This is a genomic window from Chryseobacterium bernardetii (assembly GCF_003815975.1).
Lineage (GTDB): Bacteria > Bacteroidota > Bacteroidia > Flavobacteriales > Weeksellaceae > Chryseobacterium > Chryseobacterium bernardetii.
In genome coordinates this window covers 1,103,811-1,120,171 of the sequence record NZ_CP033932.1, presented here as the reverse complement: position 1 = coordinate 1,120,171, position 16,361 = coordinate 1,103,811, and the positions used below count along the sequence as shown (strand labels likewise).

At 36.7% G+C, this 16,361-nt stretch carries 16 protein-coding genes and 5 tRNA genes; 17 read left to right on the top strand and 4 right to left on the bottom strand.

What is annotated here, in order from left to right; all coding sequences use genetic code 11:
• Positions 1–102 precede the first annotated feature (102 nt).
• A complete protein-coding gene (locus tag EG339_RS05240) occupies positions 103–1,485 on the top strand; it encodes a tetratricopeptide repeat protein (protein WP_123869180.1) in 1,383 nt (460 codons plus the stop codon).
• A 55-nt stretch (positions 1,486–1,540) separates the two neighbouring features.
• Here the strand turns inward: EG339_RS05240 and EG339_RS05235 are convergent, their stop codons facing one another.
• From EG339_RS05235 to EG339_RS05225, 3 genes are all read right to left on the bottom strand, one after another.
• Positions 1,541–2,419: a DMT family transporter gene (locus EG339_RS05235; RefSeq protein WP_123869179.1), complete on the bottom strand. Its 879-nt coding sequence runs from the start codon at positions 2,417–2,419 to the stop codon at positions 1,541–1,543.
• Positions 2,406–3,059, bottom strand: a complete 654-nt coding sequence (gene aat, locus EG339_RS05230; protein ID WP_123869178.1) for a leucyl/phenylalanyl-tRNA--protein transferase — start codon at positions 3,057–3,059, stop codon at positions 2,406–2,408. Before aat ends, EG339_RS05235 begins: the two co-directional genes overlap by 14 nt.
• 63 nt (positions 3,060–3,122) lie before the next feature.
• Entirely contained in the window at positions 3,123–3,500 is a 378-nt protein-coding gene (locus EG339_RS05225) for a DUF3127 domain-containing protein (protein WP_123869177.1), read from the bottom strand.
• Positions 3,501–3,678: 178 nt separating this feature from the next.
• Between EG339_RS05225 and EG339_RS05220 the strand changes: the two genes are divergently transcribed.
• From EG339_RS05220 to EG339_RS05195, 6 genes are all read left to right on the top strand, one after another.
• Positions 3,679–3,760, top strand: a tRNA-Leu gene (locus EG339_RS05220).
• A gap of 4 nt (positions 3,761–3,764) precedes the next feature.
• Positions 3,765–3,840: transfer RNA gene (locus EG339_RS05215), tRNA-Gly, on the top strand.
• A gap of 6 nt (positions 3,841–3,846) precedes the next feature.
• Positions 3,847–3,930 (top strand) — tRNA-Leu (locus tag EG339_RS05210).
• A gap of 124 nt (positions 3,931–4,054) precedes the next feature.
• Positions 4,055–4,139: transfer RNA gene (locus EG339_RS05205), tRNA-Leu, on the top strand.
• A gap of 48 nt (positions 4,140–4,187) precedes the next feature.
• Positions 4,188–4,271 (top strand) — tRNA-Leu (locus EG339_RS05200).
• 160 nt (positions 4,272–4,431) lie between these two features.
• Entirely contained in the window at positions 4,432–5,136 is a 705-nt protein-coding gene (locus EG339_RS05195; protein ID WP_123869176.1) for a hypothetical protein, read from the top strand.
• 21 nt (positions 5,137–5,157) lie between these two features.
• Here the strand turns inward: EG339_RS05195 and EG339_RS05190 are convergent, their stop codons facing one another.
• Entirely contained in the window at positions 5,158–5,823 is a 666-nt protein-coding gene (locus EG339_RS05190) for a helix-turn-helix domain-containing protein (protein ID WP_228459704.1), read from the bottom strand.
• Between the two features lie 129 nt (positions 5,824–5,952).
• Here EG339_RS05190 and EG339_RS05185 point away from each other — a divergent pair, with 129 nt between their 5' ends.
• From EG339_RS05185 to EG339_RS05140, 10 genes are all read left to right on the top strand, one after another.
• Complete coding sequence (locus tag EG339_RS05185; RefSeq protein WP_123869175.1) at positions 5,953–6,318, top strand: hypothetical protein; 366 nt, start codon at positions 5,953–5,955, stop codon at positions 6,316–6,318.
• A gap of 42 nt (positions 6,319–6,360) precedes the next feature.
• Positions 6,361–7,776: an aminotransferase-like domain-containing protein gene (locus EG339_RS05180; RefSeq protein WP_123869174.1), complete on the top strand. Its 1,416-nt coding sequence runs from the start codon at positions 6,361–6,363 to the stop codon at positions 7,774–7,776.
• Positions 7,777–7,788: 12 nt separating this feature from the next.
• Positions 7,789–8,274, top strand: a complete 486-nt coding sequence (locus EG339_RS05175) for a GNAT family N-acetyltransferase (RefSeq protein WP_123869173.1) — start codon at positions 7,789–7,791, stop codon at positions 8,272–8,274.
• A gap of 316 nt (positions 8,275–8,590) precedes the next feature.
• Positions 8,591–9,298 (top strand): response regulator transcription factor, encoded by a 708-nt coding sequence (locus EG339_RS05170; protein WP_123869172.1) that lies wholly within the window; start codon positions 8,591–8,593, stop codon positions 9,296–9,298.
• A 3-nt stretch (positions 9,299–9,301) separates the two neighbouring features.
• Positions 9,302–10,705 (top strand): sensor histidine kinase, encoded by a 1,404-nt coding sequence (locus tag EG339_RS05165; RefSeq protein WP_123869171.1) that lies wholly within the window; start codon positions 9,302–9,304, stop codon positions 10,703–10,705.
• 516 nt (positions 10,706–11,221) lie between these two features.
• Entirely contained in the window at positions 11,222–11,716 is a 495-nt protein-coding gene (locus EG339_RS05160) for a hypothetical protein (RefSeq protein WP_123869170.1), read from the top strand.
• A gap of 30 nt (positions 11,717–11,746) precedes the next feature.
• On the top strand, positions 11,747–12,574 hold the full coding sequence (locus EG339_RS05155) for a YoaK family protein (protein ID WP_123869169.1): 828 nt from the start codon (positions 11,747–11,749) through the stop codon (positions 12,572–12,574).
• A 247-nt stretch (positions 12,575–12,821) separates the two neighbouring features.
• The gene (gene mutL, locus EG339_RS05150; protein WP_123869168.1) at positions 12,822–14,618 is read left to right on the top strand and encodes a DNA mismatch repair endonuclease MutL; all 1,797 of its coding nucleotides are present in this window, start codon (positions 12,822–12,824) and stop codon (positions 14,616–14,618) included.
• A gap of 5 nt (positions 14,619–14,623) precedes the next feature.
• On the top strand, positions 14,624–15,352 hold the full coding sequence (locus tag EG339_RS05145; RefSeq protein WP_123869167.1) for a rhomboid family intramembrane serine protease: 729 nt from the start codon (positions 14,624–14,626) through the stop codon (positions 15,350–15,352).
• A gap of 9 nt (positions 15,353–15,361) precedes the next feature.
• Entirely contained in the window at positions 15,362–16,357 is a 996-nt protein-coding gene (locus EG339_RS05140; RefSeq protein ID WP_228459703.1) for an endonuclease/exonuclease/phosphatase family protein, read from the top strand.
• The last annotated feature ends 4 nt before the right edge of the window (positions 16,358–16,361 follow it).

Below are 16,361 nucleotides of genomic sequence, written 5' to 3'. Positions count from 1 at the left end.
TGCATAAATATTTGAATATCAGTTTCAGATATATTATTAATTAATAAAGTTTGCCGAGGTCTGTAAGGAAATTCAGGCATTGGGCTGACGAAGAGGACACTATTGGAAGAGTATTTTGGAAATGAACTTGTGAAAAAGTTCGAAGAAATGATGGAAAACAATGACGAATTCTACTTCGATACCGAGGAGTTGGAAGATATCATTGTTTATTATTTGGAGCTGGGTGATTTTAATTACGCTGATATGGCTGTTAATTATGGGCTGAAGCTTCACCCCAATTCATTAGATATCAAGATCAAAAGACTTGAAATTCTTCTGGAATGGGAAGAATATAATACGGCGAAAGAGCTTATAGACGAACTGAAAGGTTCATCTATGGAAAATACAGACTTTTTAGTTTGTTACGCCAAGTATTATTCGAACCTGGGTAACCCTAGAAAATCCATTGAAATCTGTAAAAAAGCCCTTACGCTGGAGGAAGAAGAAAACTTCCTTCACAACTTTATTGCAGATGAATATGTAAATCTGGGTGATCCCTTCAACGCTCTTAAACATTACAGAAAAGCACTTAAAGAAGATCCTTCAGATGAATATTCGCTGGAGAATGCAATGGTGTGTTTCAGTGATCTGAATAAGAGTGAGGAGGCTATTGCCTTTCTTAATGAATATTTGGACGAATTCCCTTATTCCGAAACCGCCTGGTTTGAATACGGGCAATTCTACTTCAACAGAAAGAATTTTGATGAAGCTATAAAAGGATACGACTATTTATTGGCCATTAATTCAAATTCTGTAGGAGTATATGCTAATAAGGCAGCTTGTTATGAAGCTTTAGGACAATATCAGAAAGCAATTGATACGTATGAGGAAATGCTTGAACTTGAATATACCAAAGCATTCACATACTATAAAATCGGATTGTGTAATAAAGCTTTAAAACAGCCCATTTTAGCTTTAAACTCATTTCAGAAATCGCTTAGAGAAGACCCACAGTTTTATCTGGCCATGATGGAGCAGTCTTATCTATATGAAGAAATGGGTGGTATGTCTGAAGCCCTTCATTTTGCTAAAGAAGCAACACAGCTGAATGAAAATAATCTTGATTATCAGAAAAGATTAGCATTCCTGTTTATTGATTCAGGGAAATTTGAAGAAAGTCTTTCCTGTCTTAAAAAGCTGGTAGATGCTGAACCGTCAAGGTTTTACAATTGGTATGCCTATTCAGAAGTGTTAATGCTTGTTGGGGAATATGAAGAAGCTGTTACTGTTTTAAATGCAGCAATCAGGCATCATAACAGAGCAGAATTATACTACCAGTTAAGCAACTGTTTTTTCAACCTGAAAGATCAGGATAAAGGAATAGAATCGCTTCAGAAAGCTTTGGAGCTGGATCCGTCCCTGGTAAAGGATATGCAAAAAAAATATCCATTTATTAAGGAAGAAGTTAAAAAGGTGAAGGTAAGTAAAGTGAAGAAAAAGAACTAAGTGTATACTAAATAAAGTTGAAAGCCTGCAGAAATGCAGGCTTTTTTATTGTTTATTATTTTTTTGGATTACTTCTTAAAAAGATTAGCCCGGCAATAATAATTCCTGCTCCAATAAATTGCATAACCGTTAGCTTTTCACCATCAATGATTCCCCAGATAATAGCTACAATAGGCATGATAAGAGTAACTGTTGAAGCAAAAAGCGGGGAGGAAACCTTTAATAGCCTGTAGTTCATAGTCATAGCAAGTCCGGTTCCAAAAATAGAAAGTAGACTTACAAACATAAGTCCAAGCATATTGTCCTTAGAAAAACTGAATTCAGAAAAGAATCCCGTACTGGCAAGAGCGATAACGGAGGGAAAAAATAAAACAAAAGAAAAGATGAAAGAAGATAAAACTACGGAAGAAACCTCCATAAGTTTTGATTTCACCGTTGTTGTACTCATAGCATAGCATAAAGTAGCCAGTAACAGCAGTAAAATTGGGATCATTTTCAATTCTCCGCTGTCGCCTCCTCCAAAAGCCAGGATACAGACACCGGTAAAGCTTATGAGCGTTCCTGTGATTTGTTTTTTCGTTGTTTCAAACTTCCATACCAAAGCACCTACGATAATAACGAATATAGGCATCATAGAGTTGATGATCCCTGCAATACTGCTTGAAACTTCCTTTTCTGCGATCGGGAAAAGGAACATGGGAATAAAGTTTCCGGTTAAGGCAGCCAGAATAAGCCACTTTATATGTTTTTTCGGGAAAAGTTTATAATTGGAAATAGCAATAGGAAGCAAAATAATACCAGCAATAAGAACCCTCAATGATCCTACCTGATACGGATTGAAATGATCCAGTGATTTTTTGATTAAAATAAAAGAAGATCCCCAAATAATGCTTAAGGTGGCCAGAAGAAGCCATTTTTCTTTATCTGCGTTCATTGTTCTCGTGTAGGATTTTTAAAAATTCTTTCTTCGGAATCATCTTGGCGCCAAGACTCTCCAGGTGTTCAGTATGAGACTGACAGTCAATTAATTCAATCTGATCTTTATTGCTTTCCACAAAGTGAATAAAGCCGGCTTTTGAAGCATTGCTGACTTTTGCGAACATGCTTTCGCCACAGAATACATTTCCGATCTGTAAGCCGTAAAAGCCACCTACCAATTCTTCATCCTGCCACACCTCAATACTTCTGGCCAGGCCATATTCATGAAGTTTGATGAAAGAATGCATCAGTTCATCAGAAAGCCATGTTCCGGATTGTCCTTTACGTACAGCCTGCTGACAGTTTCTAATGACCTCTCTGAAATTTTTGTTCTCGGAAAAAGTAAAAACATTTCTGTTTAATAGCTTTCTCATTGATTTTGAAACCTTTATTTCAGCGGGTACTAAAACAAATCTCGGATCAGGGCACCACCACAGAATTTCCTCTCCCGGATTATACCAGGGGAAAATCCCCAATTGATAAGCGAACCAAATGCGTTCTATAGACAGGTCTCCACCGTAGGCAATAAGCCCGTCATGTCCATCATATACCTCAGGATCAGGGAATGAAATCTCGTTTTCGTCTAGTCGGACCATTTTTTTAGAAAAAAAATCCTACTTTATAAGAAAGCAGGATTTATATTTGATTTAATTCTTTAATTAGAAAGGTAAATCATCATCATCATCTCCGGCAAACGGATTCTCATTAGAAACAGGAGATGCTGATTGCTGAGGCATAGCCTGAGTAGGTTCTGATCCGTTATCAAAAACTTTTTCTACTCTCCATCCTGTAATAGAGTTGAAGTATTTCGTTTCACCTTGTGGAGAAATCCATTCTCTACCTCTGATATTGATTCCTATCTTTACATTTTCACCTTCTTTAAGGTTATCTAACAAACTAATTTTATCAGATAAAAATTCTATGTTTATCGGCTGTGGATACTGTTCCTGGGTTAAAATAACCAATTCTCTTTTTTGAAATCCACTTGCAAAAGTTTGAGTTTCAAAAAGTTTCTTTACCGTTCCTTGTAATTCCATATCGTAATTATTAACGTTGTAAAAGTAAGAAAATGAAATGTAATAATAGGTGCCACTGAAAAAAAAACTGGAAATTTTAATTTTTTTCTCGAAAAAGTTTGGAGGTAAAGGAAATTGTCCTATATTTGCACTCACAAAAACGAAGCAAGCTCTTTAAAACTTACAATACAAAAAACCAGCGGATGTGGTGTAATTGGTAGCCACGCCAGACTTAGGATCTGGTGCCGTGAGGCGTGGGGGTTCGAGTCCCTTCATCCGCACTATGCGAAAATAGCTCAGCTGGTAGAGCACAACCTTGCCAAGGTTGGGGTCGCGGGTTCGAATCCCGTTTTTCGCTCCACACCATGCCCTGGTGGTGGAACTGGTAGACACGCAGGACTTAAAATCCTGTGCCTCTTTTGGCGTGCGGGTTCAAGTCCCGCCTGGGGTACAAAGCCCTCTGTATTTCGTTACGGAGGGTTTTTTGTTTTTATAGAGAGTGTTCTTTAATTAGAATTTCTTATATTTGTAAGAGAATAGATTTTGAATCTGTGGAAAACAGATCAATATAACCGGCGGATGTGGTGTAATTGGTAGCCACGCCAGACTTAGGATCTGGTGCCGTGAGGCGTGGGGGTTCGAGTCCCTTCATCCGCACCAACAAAAAGTAGGATTTGCTTTCAAATCCTTTTTTTGTACCACACACCGGCCCTGGTGGTGGAACTGGTAGACACGCAGGACTTAAAATCCTGTGTCCGCAAGGACGTACGGGTTCAAGTCCCGTCTGGGGTACAAAAACCCTCTGTATTCAAAATACGGAGGGTTTTTTGTTTTTCAATGGAAATATTTTTTGTTGCCTTTATATTGAATTCATTATAATTTTAAAATATTCTACCCAAAAGAGAAACAATAGAATGTCTTTTGGTACATTTGCTTCAGAAAAAATAAAACCATGAAATTATCCAATACTATTGTAGTCGTAAGCATGATAGCTGCTTCTAACCTATTATTCTCACAAACATCCAGCGAAAACAAAGCCAAAGAAATTATTGAAAAAGCCATTCAGGCAGAAGGTGGGAAAAAGCTTCTGAGCAGTATAAAAACGCTTTATACCAAATCTGAAACGGTGATGGACGGGCGAAATGTGAATTGGATCACAAAGGAAATGGTACCCAATAGAGGAAGTTTTGAAATTGAATATCAGGGAAGAATTGTTTACAGATCGTGGTTTGATGGAAAAACAGGCTATGAATTGGTAAACGGAGAAAGGAAGGTTGCTGACCAGGCTGAATTTAAGGATAAAGCTGACAGAAAGTATATCATGAATGGACTTGTTTATACAGATCCCAAGCTATATAAGATTGAACTTATTGAAGAAAATCCTGATAAGATGTATTATAAAATAAAGGCCACCTATGTAACCGGAAAAGTGACTTACCTGTACTATGATGTAAAATCATTTTTTCTGAATAAAGAGGAAACGGTGGAAAATGGTGAAAAGAATTCTTTTTCAACGGTTTTACAAAGTGATTATAAAAAATTTGGTGAGCTTTGGTATGCTACTAAATCGACTTTTATTTCTGAAAGTGGAAATCAGGAAGTTCGTCTTGTAGATTTGTACTATAATAAAAATATTGAGGAAAAAGATTTTAAATAAATCTTTGACTGAATTTCGTCATTACTTATTTTCCAGTTTCTCCAGTCTTTCGAAAATGCTTGTGAAAATATTTTTTTCGGCAGTGGAAACATGTCCTACAATTTTATAAAGATCCGGGCTTTCAGTATTGGCATATTCTAAATTTCCATTAGTGTATGCCAATAAATGATAACTTGGATCTCTTTTAAGATCAGCTTTATTCAAGAACAGGATATCTCCATAATGATAAGGAGAAAGCAATTGCTTTTCCGTTGTAAATTCAAATACCAGATCTACAGATGCTAATATCTTTTGAATAATAGCGCTGTTCTCCGGATTATTGCCCCGTAAATTTTGTGGTTCTTTTTCTTGATGAGTATCCATTTCTGGAAAAAGCATCAGTTGATTAGTTTCTGAAACACTGGCTAACTGGCTTTCGTGAAGAGTTTCCGTCAGGAGTTTATCCAGATCCAGACTAAAATGATTGGCCACTTTGAGAATGGTCTCAATCTTTGGTTCTGCCCGCCCTTCTTCATAAGAACTTATTACTCCTCTGTTTAAATCAAGTAAATCTGCAAATGTCTTTTGGCTCAATCCTTTTACCTGTCTTATTTTCTTGATGTTAGCCCCAAATAAGCTCATACTGTCCAATATTTTTTGCAAAGATAGGGCGTATGAAGCATGGTTGCTAAAAACATTTGCAAACATGGTTTCAATTCTTTAAACCTGTGAAAGATAAAATTCCACAGACAAAATCTGTACCCATAATAATGTATAGTTCTGTATCTGTATCCAAAATTAAATACTCCATAATTTTGTTTAGCTAAAGAATAAAATATGGAAACAATTGTTCAACATCAGAAACAGTTTCAATATGCTGAAGCTTATATATCAGACATGTTGGTGCTTAAAAATATTTTTCTGGAAACACAGCATCTGAAGTTTGCAGATCAAAGTTTCGGGCTTCCTTTTCTTTTGGCTAAAAATGTGGATAAGGTCATTGCTTTTGCCAGTCTTATCGTAAATGAAAAGGATGAGATCTCTTTTAAAATCTATGATAAAAGCAGGATGACAGAATCCGAAAAGAGAAATTTCTTCTCCCATGCCGAAAGATATTTTAAAAATAATAATACCCCTAACTTCAATGATCCGGCTCAATTGAAGAGCAGTATCAATAGTATGATCAGATGGCTAAATCCGTAATAAAGACGGGAAAATTGTACATTTACTTAAAACACTGGTTCTATGTCTAAAGATGTTTTGTACCTTAAAATAGCCAATTCTGTCACGGAGCAGATCAAAAGTGAAACCCTTCAGTTTGGAGACAGGCTGCCTTCTCTGAGAAGCGCCCAAAAGCTGTATAATGTAAGCCTGAATACCATAAAACAGGCCTATATGGAGCTTGAAAGCCGTTCTCTGGTAGAATCACGGCCTAAATATGGTTACTATGTAAGCCAGTCTTCCCAACGAAAACTGGCACTGCCTTCTGTAGCACAGATGAAACATTCGGAAGAAGAAAACACTCCTCAGGACCTTTTTGATAAAGTATTCGGTACAATAGCCGGTACGGATGTAACGCAGTTTGCTTTGGGAATTCCGGGGAAAAGCCTTCTTCCGGTAGCCAAGATGAAGAAATGTATGATTGATGTTGTAAAAAAGAAAAGTGACAGTGGCGTCAATTACGAGTCGGTGCAGGGAAGTGAGCAGCTTCGGCGGGAAATTGCGAAATGGTCAATTGTAATGGAAGGGAAAATTACAGAAGATGACCTGGTGATTACTTCCGGTGCGATGAATGGTGTTTATCACTGCCTGATGGCAGTTACGAAACCCGGAGATTGTGTGGCAGTAGAAAGCCCTGTATATTTCGGCATTCTGCAGGCCATTCATTTATTGGGACTGAAAGCAGTAGAAATTCCTACCCATCCTCTTTCCGGTGTGGATCTGGATGCTTTGAAAAAAGTGCTTCCAAAGCTTTCTGCATGCTGTTTTGTAGTGAATTACAATAATCCGTTAGGGTTTCAGATGCCAGATGAGAATAAAAAGCAACTGGTAAAAATGCTTACCGAGCATAATGTACCCCTTATTGAAGATGATGTTTATGGAAATATCTATTTCGGAGCAGGAAGACCAAAGCCCTGCAAATTTTATGATGAAGCAGGAATGGTGATGTGGGTGGGATCAGTTTCCAAAACACTGGCTCCCGGCTTTAGGACAGGATGGGTGGCTCCCGGAAAATTTAAAGAAAAAATTATCCGCCAGAAATTGGTCCAAACGGTTTCAAGCCCATCATTATTTTCAGATGTGATCTCTGATTTCCTTGCGCATGGAAGGTATGATCATCACCTGAGAATGTTCAGGAAAAAGCTCTATGCCAATTATCTTCAGATTCAGAAATCAGTGGCTGAATATTTTCCGGATAATACTAAAGTTTCTGAACCGAAAGGCGGATTTATGCTGTGGCTGGAACTTGATAAAAGAATATGCACTGAAGATTTATACGATGAAGCGGTAAGCCAAAAGGTAAATTTTGCTCCGGGAAGAATGTTTTCGCAATATAATCAGTACCAAAACTGTATGAGGCTAAACTACGCCCTGGAATGGACAGACCGTGTAGAAAGTGACCTTGAAAAGTTGGGGAAAATGATAAAAAACAGAATTTAATAAATTAAAGCGATGAATGATAACAAAAATGAAGTACAAATTGTAGCCTATAAACCTCAATATAAAGAAGCCTTTAAGGCATTAAATGAAGAGTGGATCAAAGCGTTTTTCATAATGGAAGCAAGCGACTATAAACTGCTGGATAATCCTGAAGAATATATTTTGAATAAAGGAGGGCACATTATCTTTGCTTTGCTGAATGGTGAGGTAGCAGGAACTTGTGCATTGGTAAAAACAGATGATAACCCTCTTACTTTTGAACTTTCAAAGATGGCAGTAAGTCCTAAAGCCCAGGGAAAGAAATTAGGATACCTGCTGGGAAATACTTTAATTGAAAAAGCGAAAGAATTAAACGCTGAAAAACTCTACCTCGTAACAAATTCTATCCTGGTTCCGGCTATTAAGCTTTACGAAAAGCTTGGCTTTATGCATACTTCCGTTAGCAATGCCGAGTATGACCGTGCAGATGTTCAGATGGAGATGATCCTCAATAAATGAGAAAAATATTAGAGCAAGGATAGGAATATCTTGTTCTAATATCCAAAGTTTAATTTAATTGCTTCACTGTTTTACTTCCTGATAAAAGCCTTCGCTACAGATTTGTTTTTTTGTTTTCAGAAGCACTTTGTTTAGGTAATAATGCGATTACTGATGAGTAAACCCCTTGCGTACTTTTTATAACCACCATCCTGAAATTCTTTGCTGCTGTTGCGCTAAACCACTTTTTCCTTTTAAAAAGCTATTCCCTCAAATATGATGAGTTTGCCCATCCCAATAAAATTTCCCTATTTTTGTAAAACTCCTTATTTCATTTATGAAAAAAATAATCCTCATCGAAGACGAAACAAGTGTAGTATCTTTTATTAAAAAAGGACTTCAGGAAAACGGCTATGAAATTTCCGTTGCTTTTGACGGGCGCACTGGTGTACAGCTGGTACAGGGCAATGATTTCGATTTGGTGATTTTGGATATTATGCTTCCGGAAATGAACGGATTGGATGTCTGTAAGGAGATCAGAAAAACCAATAACAGTGTTCCGATTCTATTCTTAACAGCTCTGGGAACTTCTGAAAATATTGTTTTGGGATTGGAAAGCGGTGGTGATGATTATTTAGTGAAACCTTTCAAATTTATTGAATTGGTAGCGCGTGTAAAATCTCTACTGAGAAGAAGTCATAATAACATCCCACAGGAAATTATTGAACCAGAACCCGATAATAAACATGTATTTCAATTTTCCGATTTAACAGTAAATGATTATACTAAAAAAGTAACCCGTGCAGGAGAAGAAATTACTCTTACTTCTACAGAGTATAAATTATTGCTTTACTTTCTTAATAATCCTGAAAAAGTGATTTCCAGAGCTGAGATTCTTGATGCTGTGTGGGGAGTAAACTATGAATTGGGAACCAATGTAGTAGATGTTTATGTGAATTATCTAAGAAAGAAACTGGATGACAGGGATGATAATAAATTGATTCATACCGTAATAGGAATGGGTTACGTTCTTAAAAAAGCATAATGAATGTTTAACAGAGTGATTACAAATCAGACCAAAACGATGGTACTCTTAATGTTGGTTTTTACCGCCATTATATTGTTGTTCAGTGGTTTGGTTTATTTTTCAATTGTTAACTTTTCTCACCAGAGGTTCTATGAACTTCTAAAGATCCGTACGGCTACCATTGTTCAGATAGAAAAAAGTAAGGACCATCTGGATCTTCCGGAAAATTATATTCTCAGCAGCCTGAATGATGAAGAGCTTCCTATGGAAAAAGACTATGTTTTTGCCGTTCCAACAGACTCTAATTTCAGAAAGATCTCTCAGGAAGTTCATATTCCGGATTATTTCTTTAAAAATATCCTTAAAAAAGGAGAGGACAATTATAATGATAAAGAATTCTACTATATCGGGCAGAGCTTTAAGTATGATGATAAAGACTATATCGCCATTGCTTCAGCCAAAAATCATTATGTGATCTACTATCTTGGTTTCCTGAAAAGAACACTGCTTACCTGTATTGTGCTTTCTTTGTTCTTCAGTATGATCTTCTCGTTTTATTTATCGAAAACACTCTTTAAGCCAATTCTTAAAATTACCGGGAAAGTAAAAGAGATCAGTTCTGAAAATCTTCATCTTAGATTGGAGCCTCAACCGGATAATAAAGAGCTTAATGAATTGGTAGATACCTTCAACGATATGCTCAACCGTATTGAAACCTCTTTTGAGACCCAGAATCATCTGATAGGAAATGTTTCCCATGAGTTGAGGACTCCTTTAACTTCCATTATGGGAGAGGCAGATGTTGCCCTTTCCATCAGCAGAACACCGGAAGAGTATAAAGAAACGCTGGAAATTATCCTGGATGAGGCTGAAAAACTGGATAAAAAGATCAAGGCACTTCTCATGATTGCCCAAACCGGATTTGATGGTAAGATCCAGAAAATGGATAAAGTAAGAATGGACCAGCTACTCTGGGATGTTATTGAAACCCTGAGGAAAATTGATTCCAGAAATAATATCTATCTGGATATCAGTATGCTTCCGGATAACCCTAAAAAATTAAAAGTTCAGGGTAACGAGCAGCTTCTGCATCTGGCTGTTGCCAATATCATCAGTAATGGCTGCAAATATTCCAACTTCCAGCAGGTAAGAGTATCATTGGGGGCTACGGATACCGATGTTTATATCATTGTAAAGGACAACGGGATCGGAATTCCGCAGCAGGAAATGAACAAGATCTATGATCCTTTTTTCAGAGCTTCCAATACCAATAACTATGAAGGGTACGGAATAGGGCTTCCATTGGCAAGGAATATCGTAAGAATGCATCATGGAGAACTGATTGTTACATCCAATGAAAACCAGGGAACTACAGTGCAGATGCGTTTTCCTAACTTTTACAGCACACAGAAAGAAACATTATAAAGCTGAAAATGCTTTGAAAGAATCTTTATTGCTAAAAATCTAAATTCCTCTGTTTTTAATCATTTTTATATTAGCCTATAAGTTTATTTGGTTATGCGGTAAAAAATTAAACTACATTGGTAAATAGAGTGTTGCTTTAAATATTTGCTTGCTGAAAATCTTTGATTTCTTGCGCCTTAAAAGGAGTTTATTATTTATAATCTTTGCGCCTTTGCGTTTCTCAAAAAATATTCATTATGTTGGAGAAACGCAAAGGCGCAAAAGAATTTTATATGGTATGTGTTTTTAAGGCGCAAAGATTTTATCTGCGATAAAATTTAATAATTTCATTTTATTTAATTGTTAATGAGTGTGTTAAATGTTTTTGTTTACTTCGTATTAAGGTCTCTTAACAATTTTCTAATCTCATTTTAATCTCTTTAATGACATTTTAATTCCGTTCCAAAGAACTTCTAATCTGGTCGTTCTAGTTTTGTATCATCAAAAAAGATAAACACAATACAAAATAATAAGAACATGGCTAAAACAATTTTAATTGCAACAGATTACTCTCTTGAGTCATTGAATATATTGAAAAAAGTACTGAGAGAAAAAGATGCTTCTGAAGATCAGAACCAATATAATATCCTGCTGGTTTCGGGATATGATTCAGGAGATTCTATAAGAGATCTTTTATTTAATACAAAGACAACGGTTTTCAATAAGATCAGGCCCGCAGAGTTCTGTGATGGCTATGAAATCATCAAAAACAAGTATCCCCATTTAGTTAATAAAATTATCTGTGACATCTTTACAGGAAGCTTCCAGAGAACCTTCAATCAATATGTAGAGGCCAATAATATTGAAGAAGCTTACTATTCTACAACTATTAAAAGCAAAGGGAAAGGAAAATTTGACCTTGTTCCTTATATCAAAAAATGTAAAGCGCTTCACTCTGATGAAATTACTCTTGAAATTAAAGAAAAGTTTCCGGAAAGAGGAAGGCTGGCAGAGATCTTTGTAGAGGTCTAATTATTATCATTATCATTAAAAAGATTAAAAATGTTAAGAAATTATAGTAACAGCAGAACATTGGGAGACAATATCAGGTTGGGGACGCTGACTGCCTTTACCGCAGGTACTATAAATATTGCATCCCTCCTTATATTTCTCTCTTTTACATCAAATGTAACAGGTCACTACGCCATTCTGGCAGCTGAAATCAGTAAAGGGAACTGGTCTCAGGTAGCTGTAATGGCAAGCTGGATCTTCTTGTTCTTCTTCGGAAGCTTCCTGTCCAACTTCATCGTGATCAATTTCAATAAGAAAAGCAAGTACTTTGCCCACGCAATGCCTCTTGTACTGGAAATACTATGTTTGTTCGGGGTAGGTGTATATGGGCAATTATATTATCAGAAAACGCTGGAGGAAACGGAAGTTCTGGTAGCAATAATGCTTTTTGCGACTGGGCTGCAGAATGGTTTAACGGCAAGTATTTCCAACTTCTCCGTGAAAACAACCCACCTTACAGGAACAACCACCGATTTGGGAATTCTGGTTTCCATGTTTACCCAAAAGAAATACAGGAAAAACGGTGAACTAATAGGAAGGGCAAAATTGCTCATGAGTATTATGGTGGCTTATGTATTAGGAGCAGTATTCTCAGGGTTAACTTATTATTATCTGGAATTCAGAGTATTCTACGTCATCAGCGTGTGTCTTATGATCGTAATCGGATATGATGCCTATAAAATTCATGTAAGGCATTTCAATACAAAATACAGATACAACAGGATTTATAAAAAACCGAATCTTCTTGCTTATCTGTATGAAAAGATCCATGGGGTCCCTAAAAGTAAAAAGAATAGAAAACTGGTCTTTGAAGACTAGGATTAAATACCTGGTGCAGGGTAAATATCACTATTAATTTTTTGTATAAACTAGCTGGTTCAATCCTCTATTGGTAGAAAAACAATGGGGGATTGTTCTTTATTGAATGCCAATATCGCAAACAGTTTGGAGCAGAATTTGCAGAAAGCTGTAATGTTGAAATGTTGATAATTAAATATTAATTCCCGTTTTTAATGTTTTAATTCCCATTTTCATTGACTATTTTTGTAAGTTGATTTACGTTTTTATGTCAGATATTATTCAGCTTTTACCGGATCATGTAGCCAACCAAATTGCGGCAGGAGAGGTGGTGCAGAGACCTGCATCCATCGTGAAGGAACTTTTGGAAAACGCTATAGATGCAGATGCAACGAAGATTGAACTGATCATCAGGGATGCCGGCAAAAACCTTATCCAGGTCGTAGATGACGGAAAAGGAATGTCCGAGACAGATGCCAGGCTTGCCTTTGAAAGACATGCTACTTCCAAGATCAGAGGAACAGAAGATATCTTTAAGATCGCAACAAAAGGTTTCCGTGGGGAAGCGTTGGCTTCTATTGCAGCCGTTTCACAAGTTGAGCTGAGAACCAAGCAAAAGGAGGCTTCCATTGGAACCAACATATATATTGAAGGAGGAGTTTTCCAGTTTCAGGATCCGGTTCAGACTGCTGAAGGATCAAACTTCCTGGTAAAGAATCTTTTTTATAACGTTCCTGCCAGAAGAAAGTTCCTGAAGAACAACAATATTGAATTCAGACACGTCATTGATGAATTTCAGCGTGTTGCATTAGCTCATGAAGGTTTGGAATTTTCTCTTTTTCATGATGACGAAGCCGTTTTCAGGTTAAGAAAAGGAAGTCAGATGCAGCGTATTGTAGATGTTTTCGGAAGAAAATTACAACCGCTTTTAATTCCCATTAAAGAAGATATTATCTGGTGTAAACTTCACGGATTTGTAGCCAAACCTGAAGGTGCCAAAAAAGCAAGAGGCGAACAGTTCCTTTTTGTTAACGGAAGATATTTCAGGAGTCCATATTTCAATAAAGCGGTGCAGGAAGCCTTTGAAGGACTGCTTCAGCCTGGATATGTTCCGTCATTTTTTCTTTATCTGGAGCTTGATCCGGAGAAAATTGATGTCAATATTCATCCGCAGAAAACAGAAGTGAAGTTTGAAGATGAACACCTTATTTTCGCTTTACTTCGCTCCACTATCAAAAGATCACTGGGAATCTATAATGTGTCTCCAAGCCTTGATTTCGACAGAGATCCGGAATTGGATGAAATGATGAACAAACCCATCCCAAGCAAAAGCAACGGAGGTGGAGGCGGTGTTCTAAAAATGCCTGAGATTATTGTAGACAGGGATTATAACCCTTTTTTAGAAGAAAAAAATGTGGTGCATCCTGAAGAAATCCAGAATCTTACAGAAATGTACCATCAGAATATTACAGCAGAACCTTCAAAGATTAATCTGTTTGAAGATGAAGATTTTGATGAAGATCTGATGAGGTTACCCAACGGATATTGGCTGTTCAATAAAGGGGATGTCACTTTGATGTTAGACCTTGGAAGAATGCACAGATTACTGGTTGCAGAAAATAATAAAACCACCAGAAAATCAAATACAAGTACAAACAGCCACGCCTTGCTTTTTTCTCTTGAGTACCATATGAACGAAATTGAGAAAAGTAAATATGAAGCCATCAAAAAATACCTTCCTGAACTTGGGTTTGACATGAAAATTGCTCATGAAAGTGTGTTAAGGATAGATTCACTTCCAGAAGGACTGAAAGAAACACAGGCGATGAAATTCCTGGAAAACCTTTTTGAGATCCTGGATTATAAAACGGAAGACGAATTTATGCAGTACTATCATAACCAATGGAGTAAAATGCAGTCGAAGTCAAGATTTGACTTTATTTATAAAAAAGATGCGGAACAGGTAATTAAAGACTTTACAGCACTAGGGTTTCCTGAGTTTTTACCGGATGGGAAAAGATGCTTTTATGAAGTTCCGTTTAATGATTTTAAAAACAAATTTTAAAAAGTATGTTTAACAATATACCGCCAATTACAAGAAATATTATCATTATCAATGTGATCGTATTCATTGTTACTTCTTTAATGGGAAATCAGGTAATTGGCTATCTTGCCGGGTTTTATCCCTTTTCTCCTTTCTTCCATTCATGGCAGGTGATTACCCACATGTTTATGCATGGAAGCATTATGCATATTTTATTCAATATGATGACGCTTTTTAGCTTTGGTCCTATATTGGAACAAACTCTGGGAGAAAAAAAATATCTGATCCTGTATTTCTTAAGCGGTCTGGGCGCTTTCTTCCTGTTTAATTTATGGAATTTTGTTGAAGCTCAGCAGCTTTCCAGCGAATTACAACAGCTTGGGTTTAATGTAAACGCCTACTTGTCCGGAGCAAGTGTTCAGTTTGCAGGAAATGCTGATGCTATTCTGAAACAGAAAGAATTATTGGAGAGTTTAAAAGCAATTGTAGCCACACCAATGGTAGGTGCTTCTGGTGCTATTTTTGGAGTAGTAGCTGCATTTGCAACATTATATCCTGACTCAAAAATCGGAATTATGTTTATTCCGGTTCCGATAAAAGTGAAATACCTTTTGCCAATCGTTATCGTGATTTCTGTTTATCTTGGAATTTCCGGAAACGGAGGAGGTATTGCCCACCTTGCCCATGTTGGCGGAGCTTTGGTTGGCTGGCTTTTGGCAAGAAACTGGAAAAAACATTTATATAGATTCAATTAATCATTTTCTGTGAAGATTTTCAGACTTATTATATTGATCCTGCATGTAGGAATTCTTTTCCTCTTGCTGGGTTCACTGTTGAATGCCTATGTCCCGCCTAAGATATTTCCTTGGTTTGATCTGCTTTCTTTAGGGTTCCCGGTTCTCATTATCCTGTATATTATCTTAACCGTGTTTTGGGTATTCAGCTGGAAGAAAAGAGCATTCGTATTCATGCTTATTGGGTTGGCATTTATTAATCCCGTAAAAAGATGGGTTAATTTTTCCACTGAGAAAAAAGAGAGTTCCGGTGATATAAAGATTGTATCTTTCAATATAAAAGCAGGGCTTATGGGGAAAGAAGAGATTCAGAATTACCTCAAGGCCCAGGATGCTGATGTTATTCTTTTGCAGGAAGACGGAGGTCTGGAATATCCAACACTAAAAAATTATCATAGAACTCAATCAAACGGATTTTTAACCATTTTGACGAAGCATAAACTATCCAATGAAAAGCTGATTTTTTCTGAAGATGGGGGATTACCAAGTGGTCTTCAGGCAGATATAGAAATAAATGGCAGGTCCTATAGATTTATTGATGTTTATCTTTATCCGTTTCAGTTTGAAAAAAAGATGGTTAAACTAAATGGGAATACTGAAGAAAATGAACAAAAAGTAAAAGGTGTTGTAAAAAAATTAATCCCTACTTTCAAAATACATCAGGATCAGGTAAAGAAAATTCGTACGGGTATCGAAAATTCACCATACCCTGTTATTATAGCTGGAGATTTTAATTCCGTTCCGAATTCTTATGAATATTATCATTTAGCCGAAGATCTTGAAGATGCATTTATGACGGCCGGAAGAGGAAGCGCAACCAGTTTTCATGACTATAAATTTCCAATCAGAATAGATTATGTTTTTTCCTCAAAATCATTAAGGGCAACTTCGTATGTTGTTGACCGTTCTGTCAGTATTTCAGATCATTATCCCATTATTGCTGAAATTTCTTTGAACGGTAAATAATCAT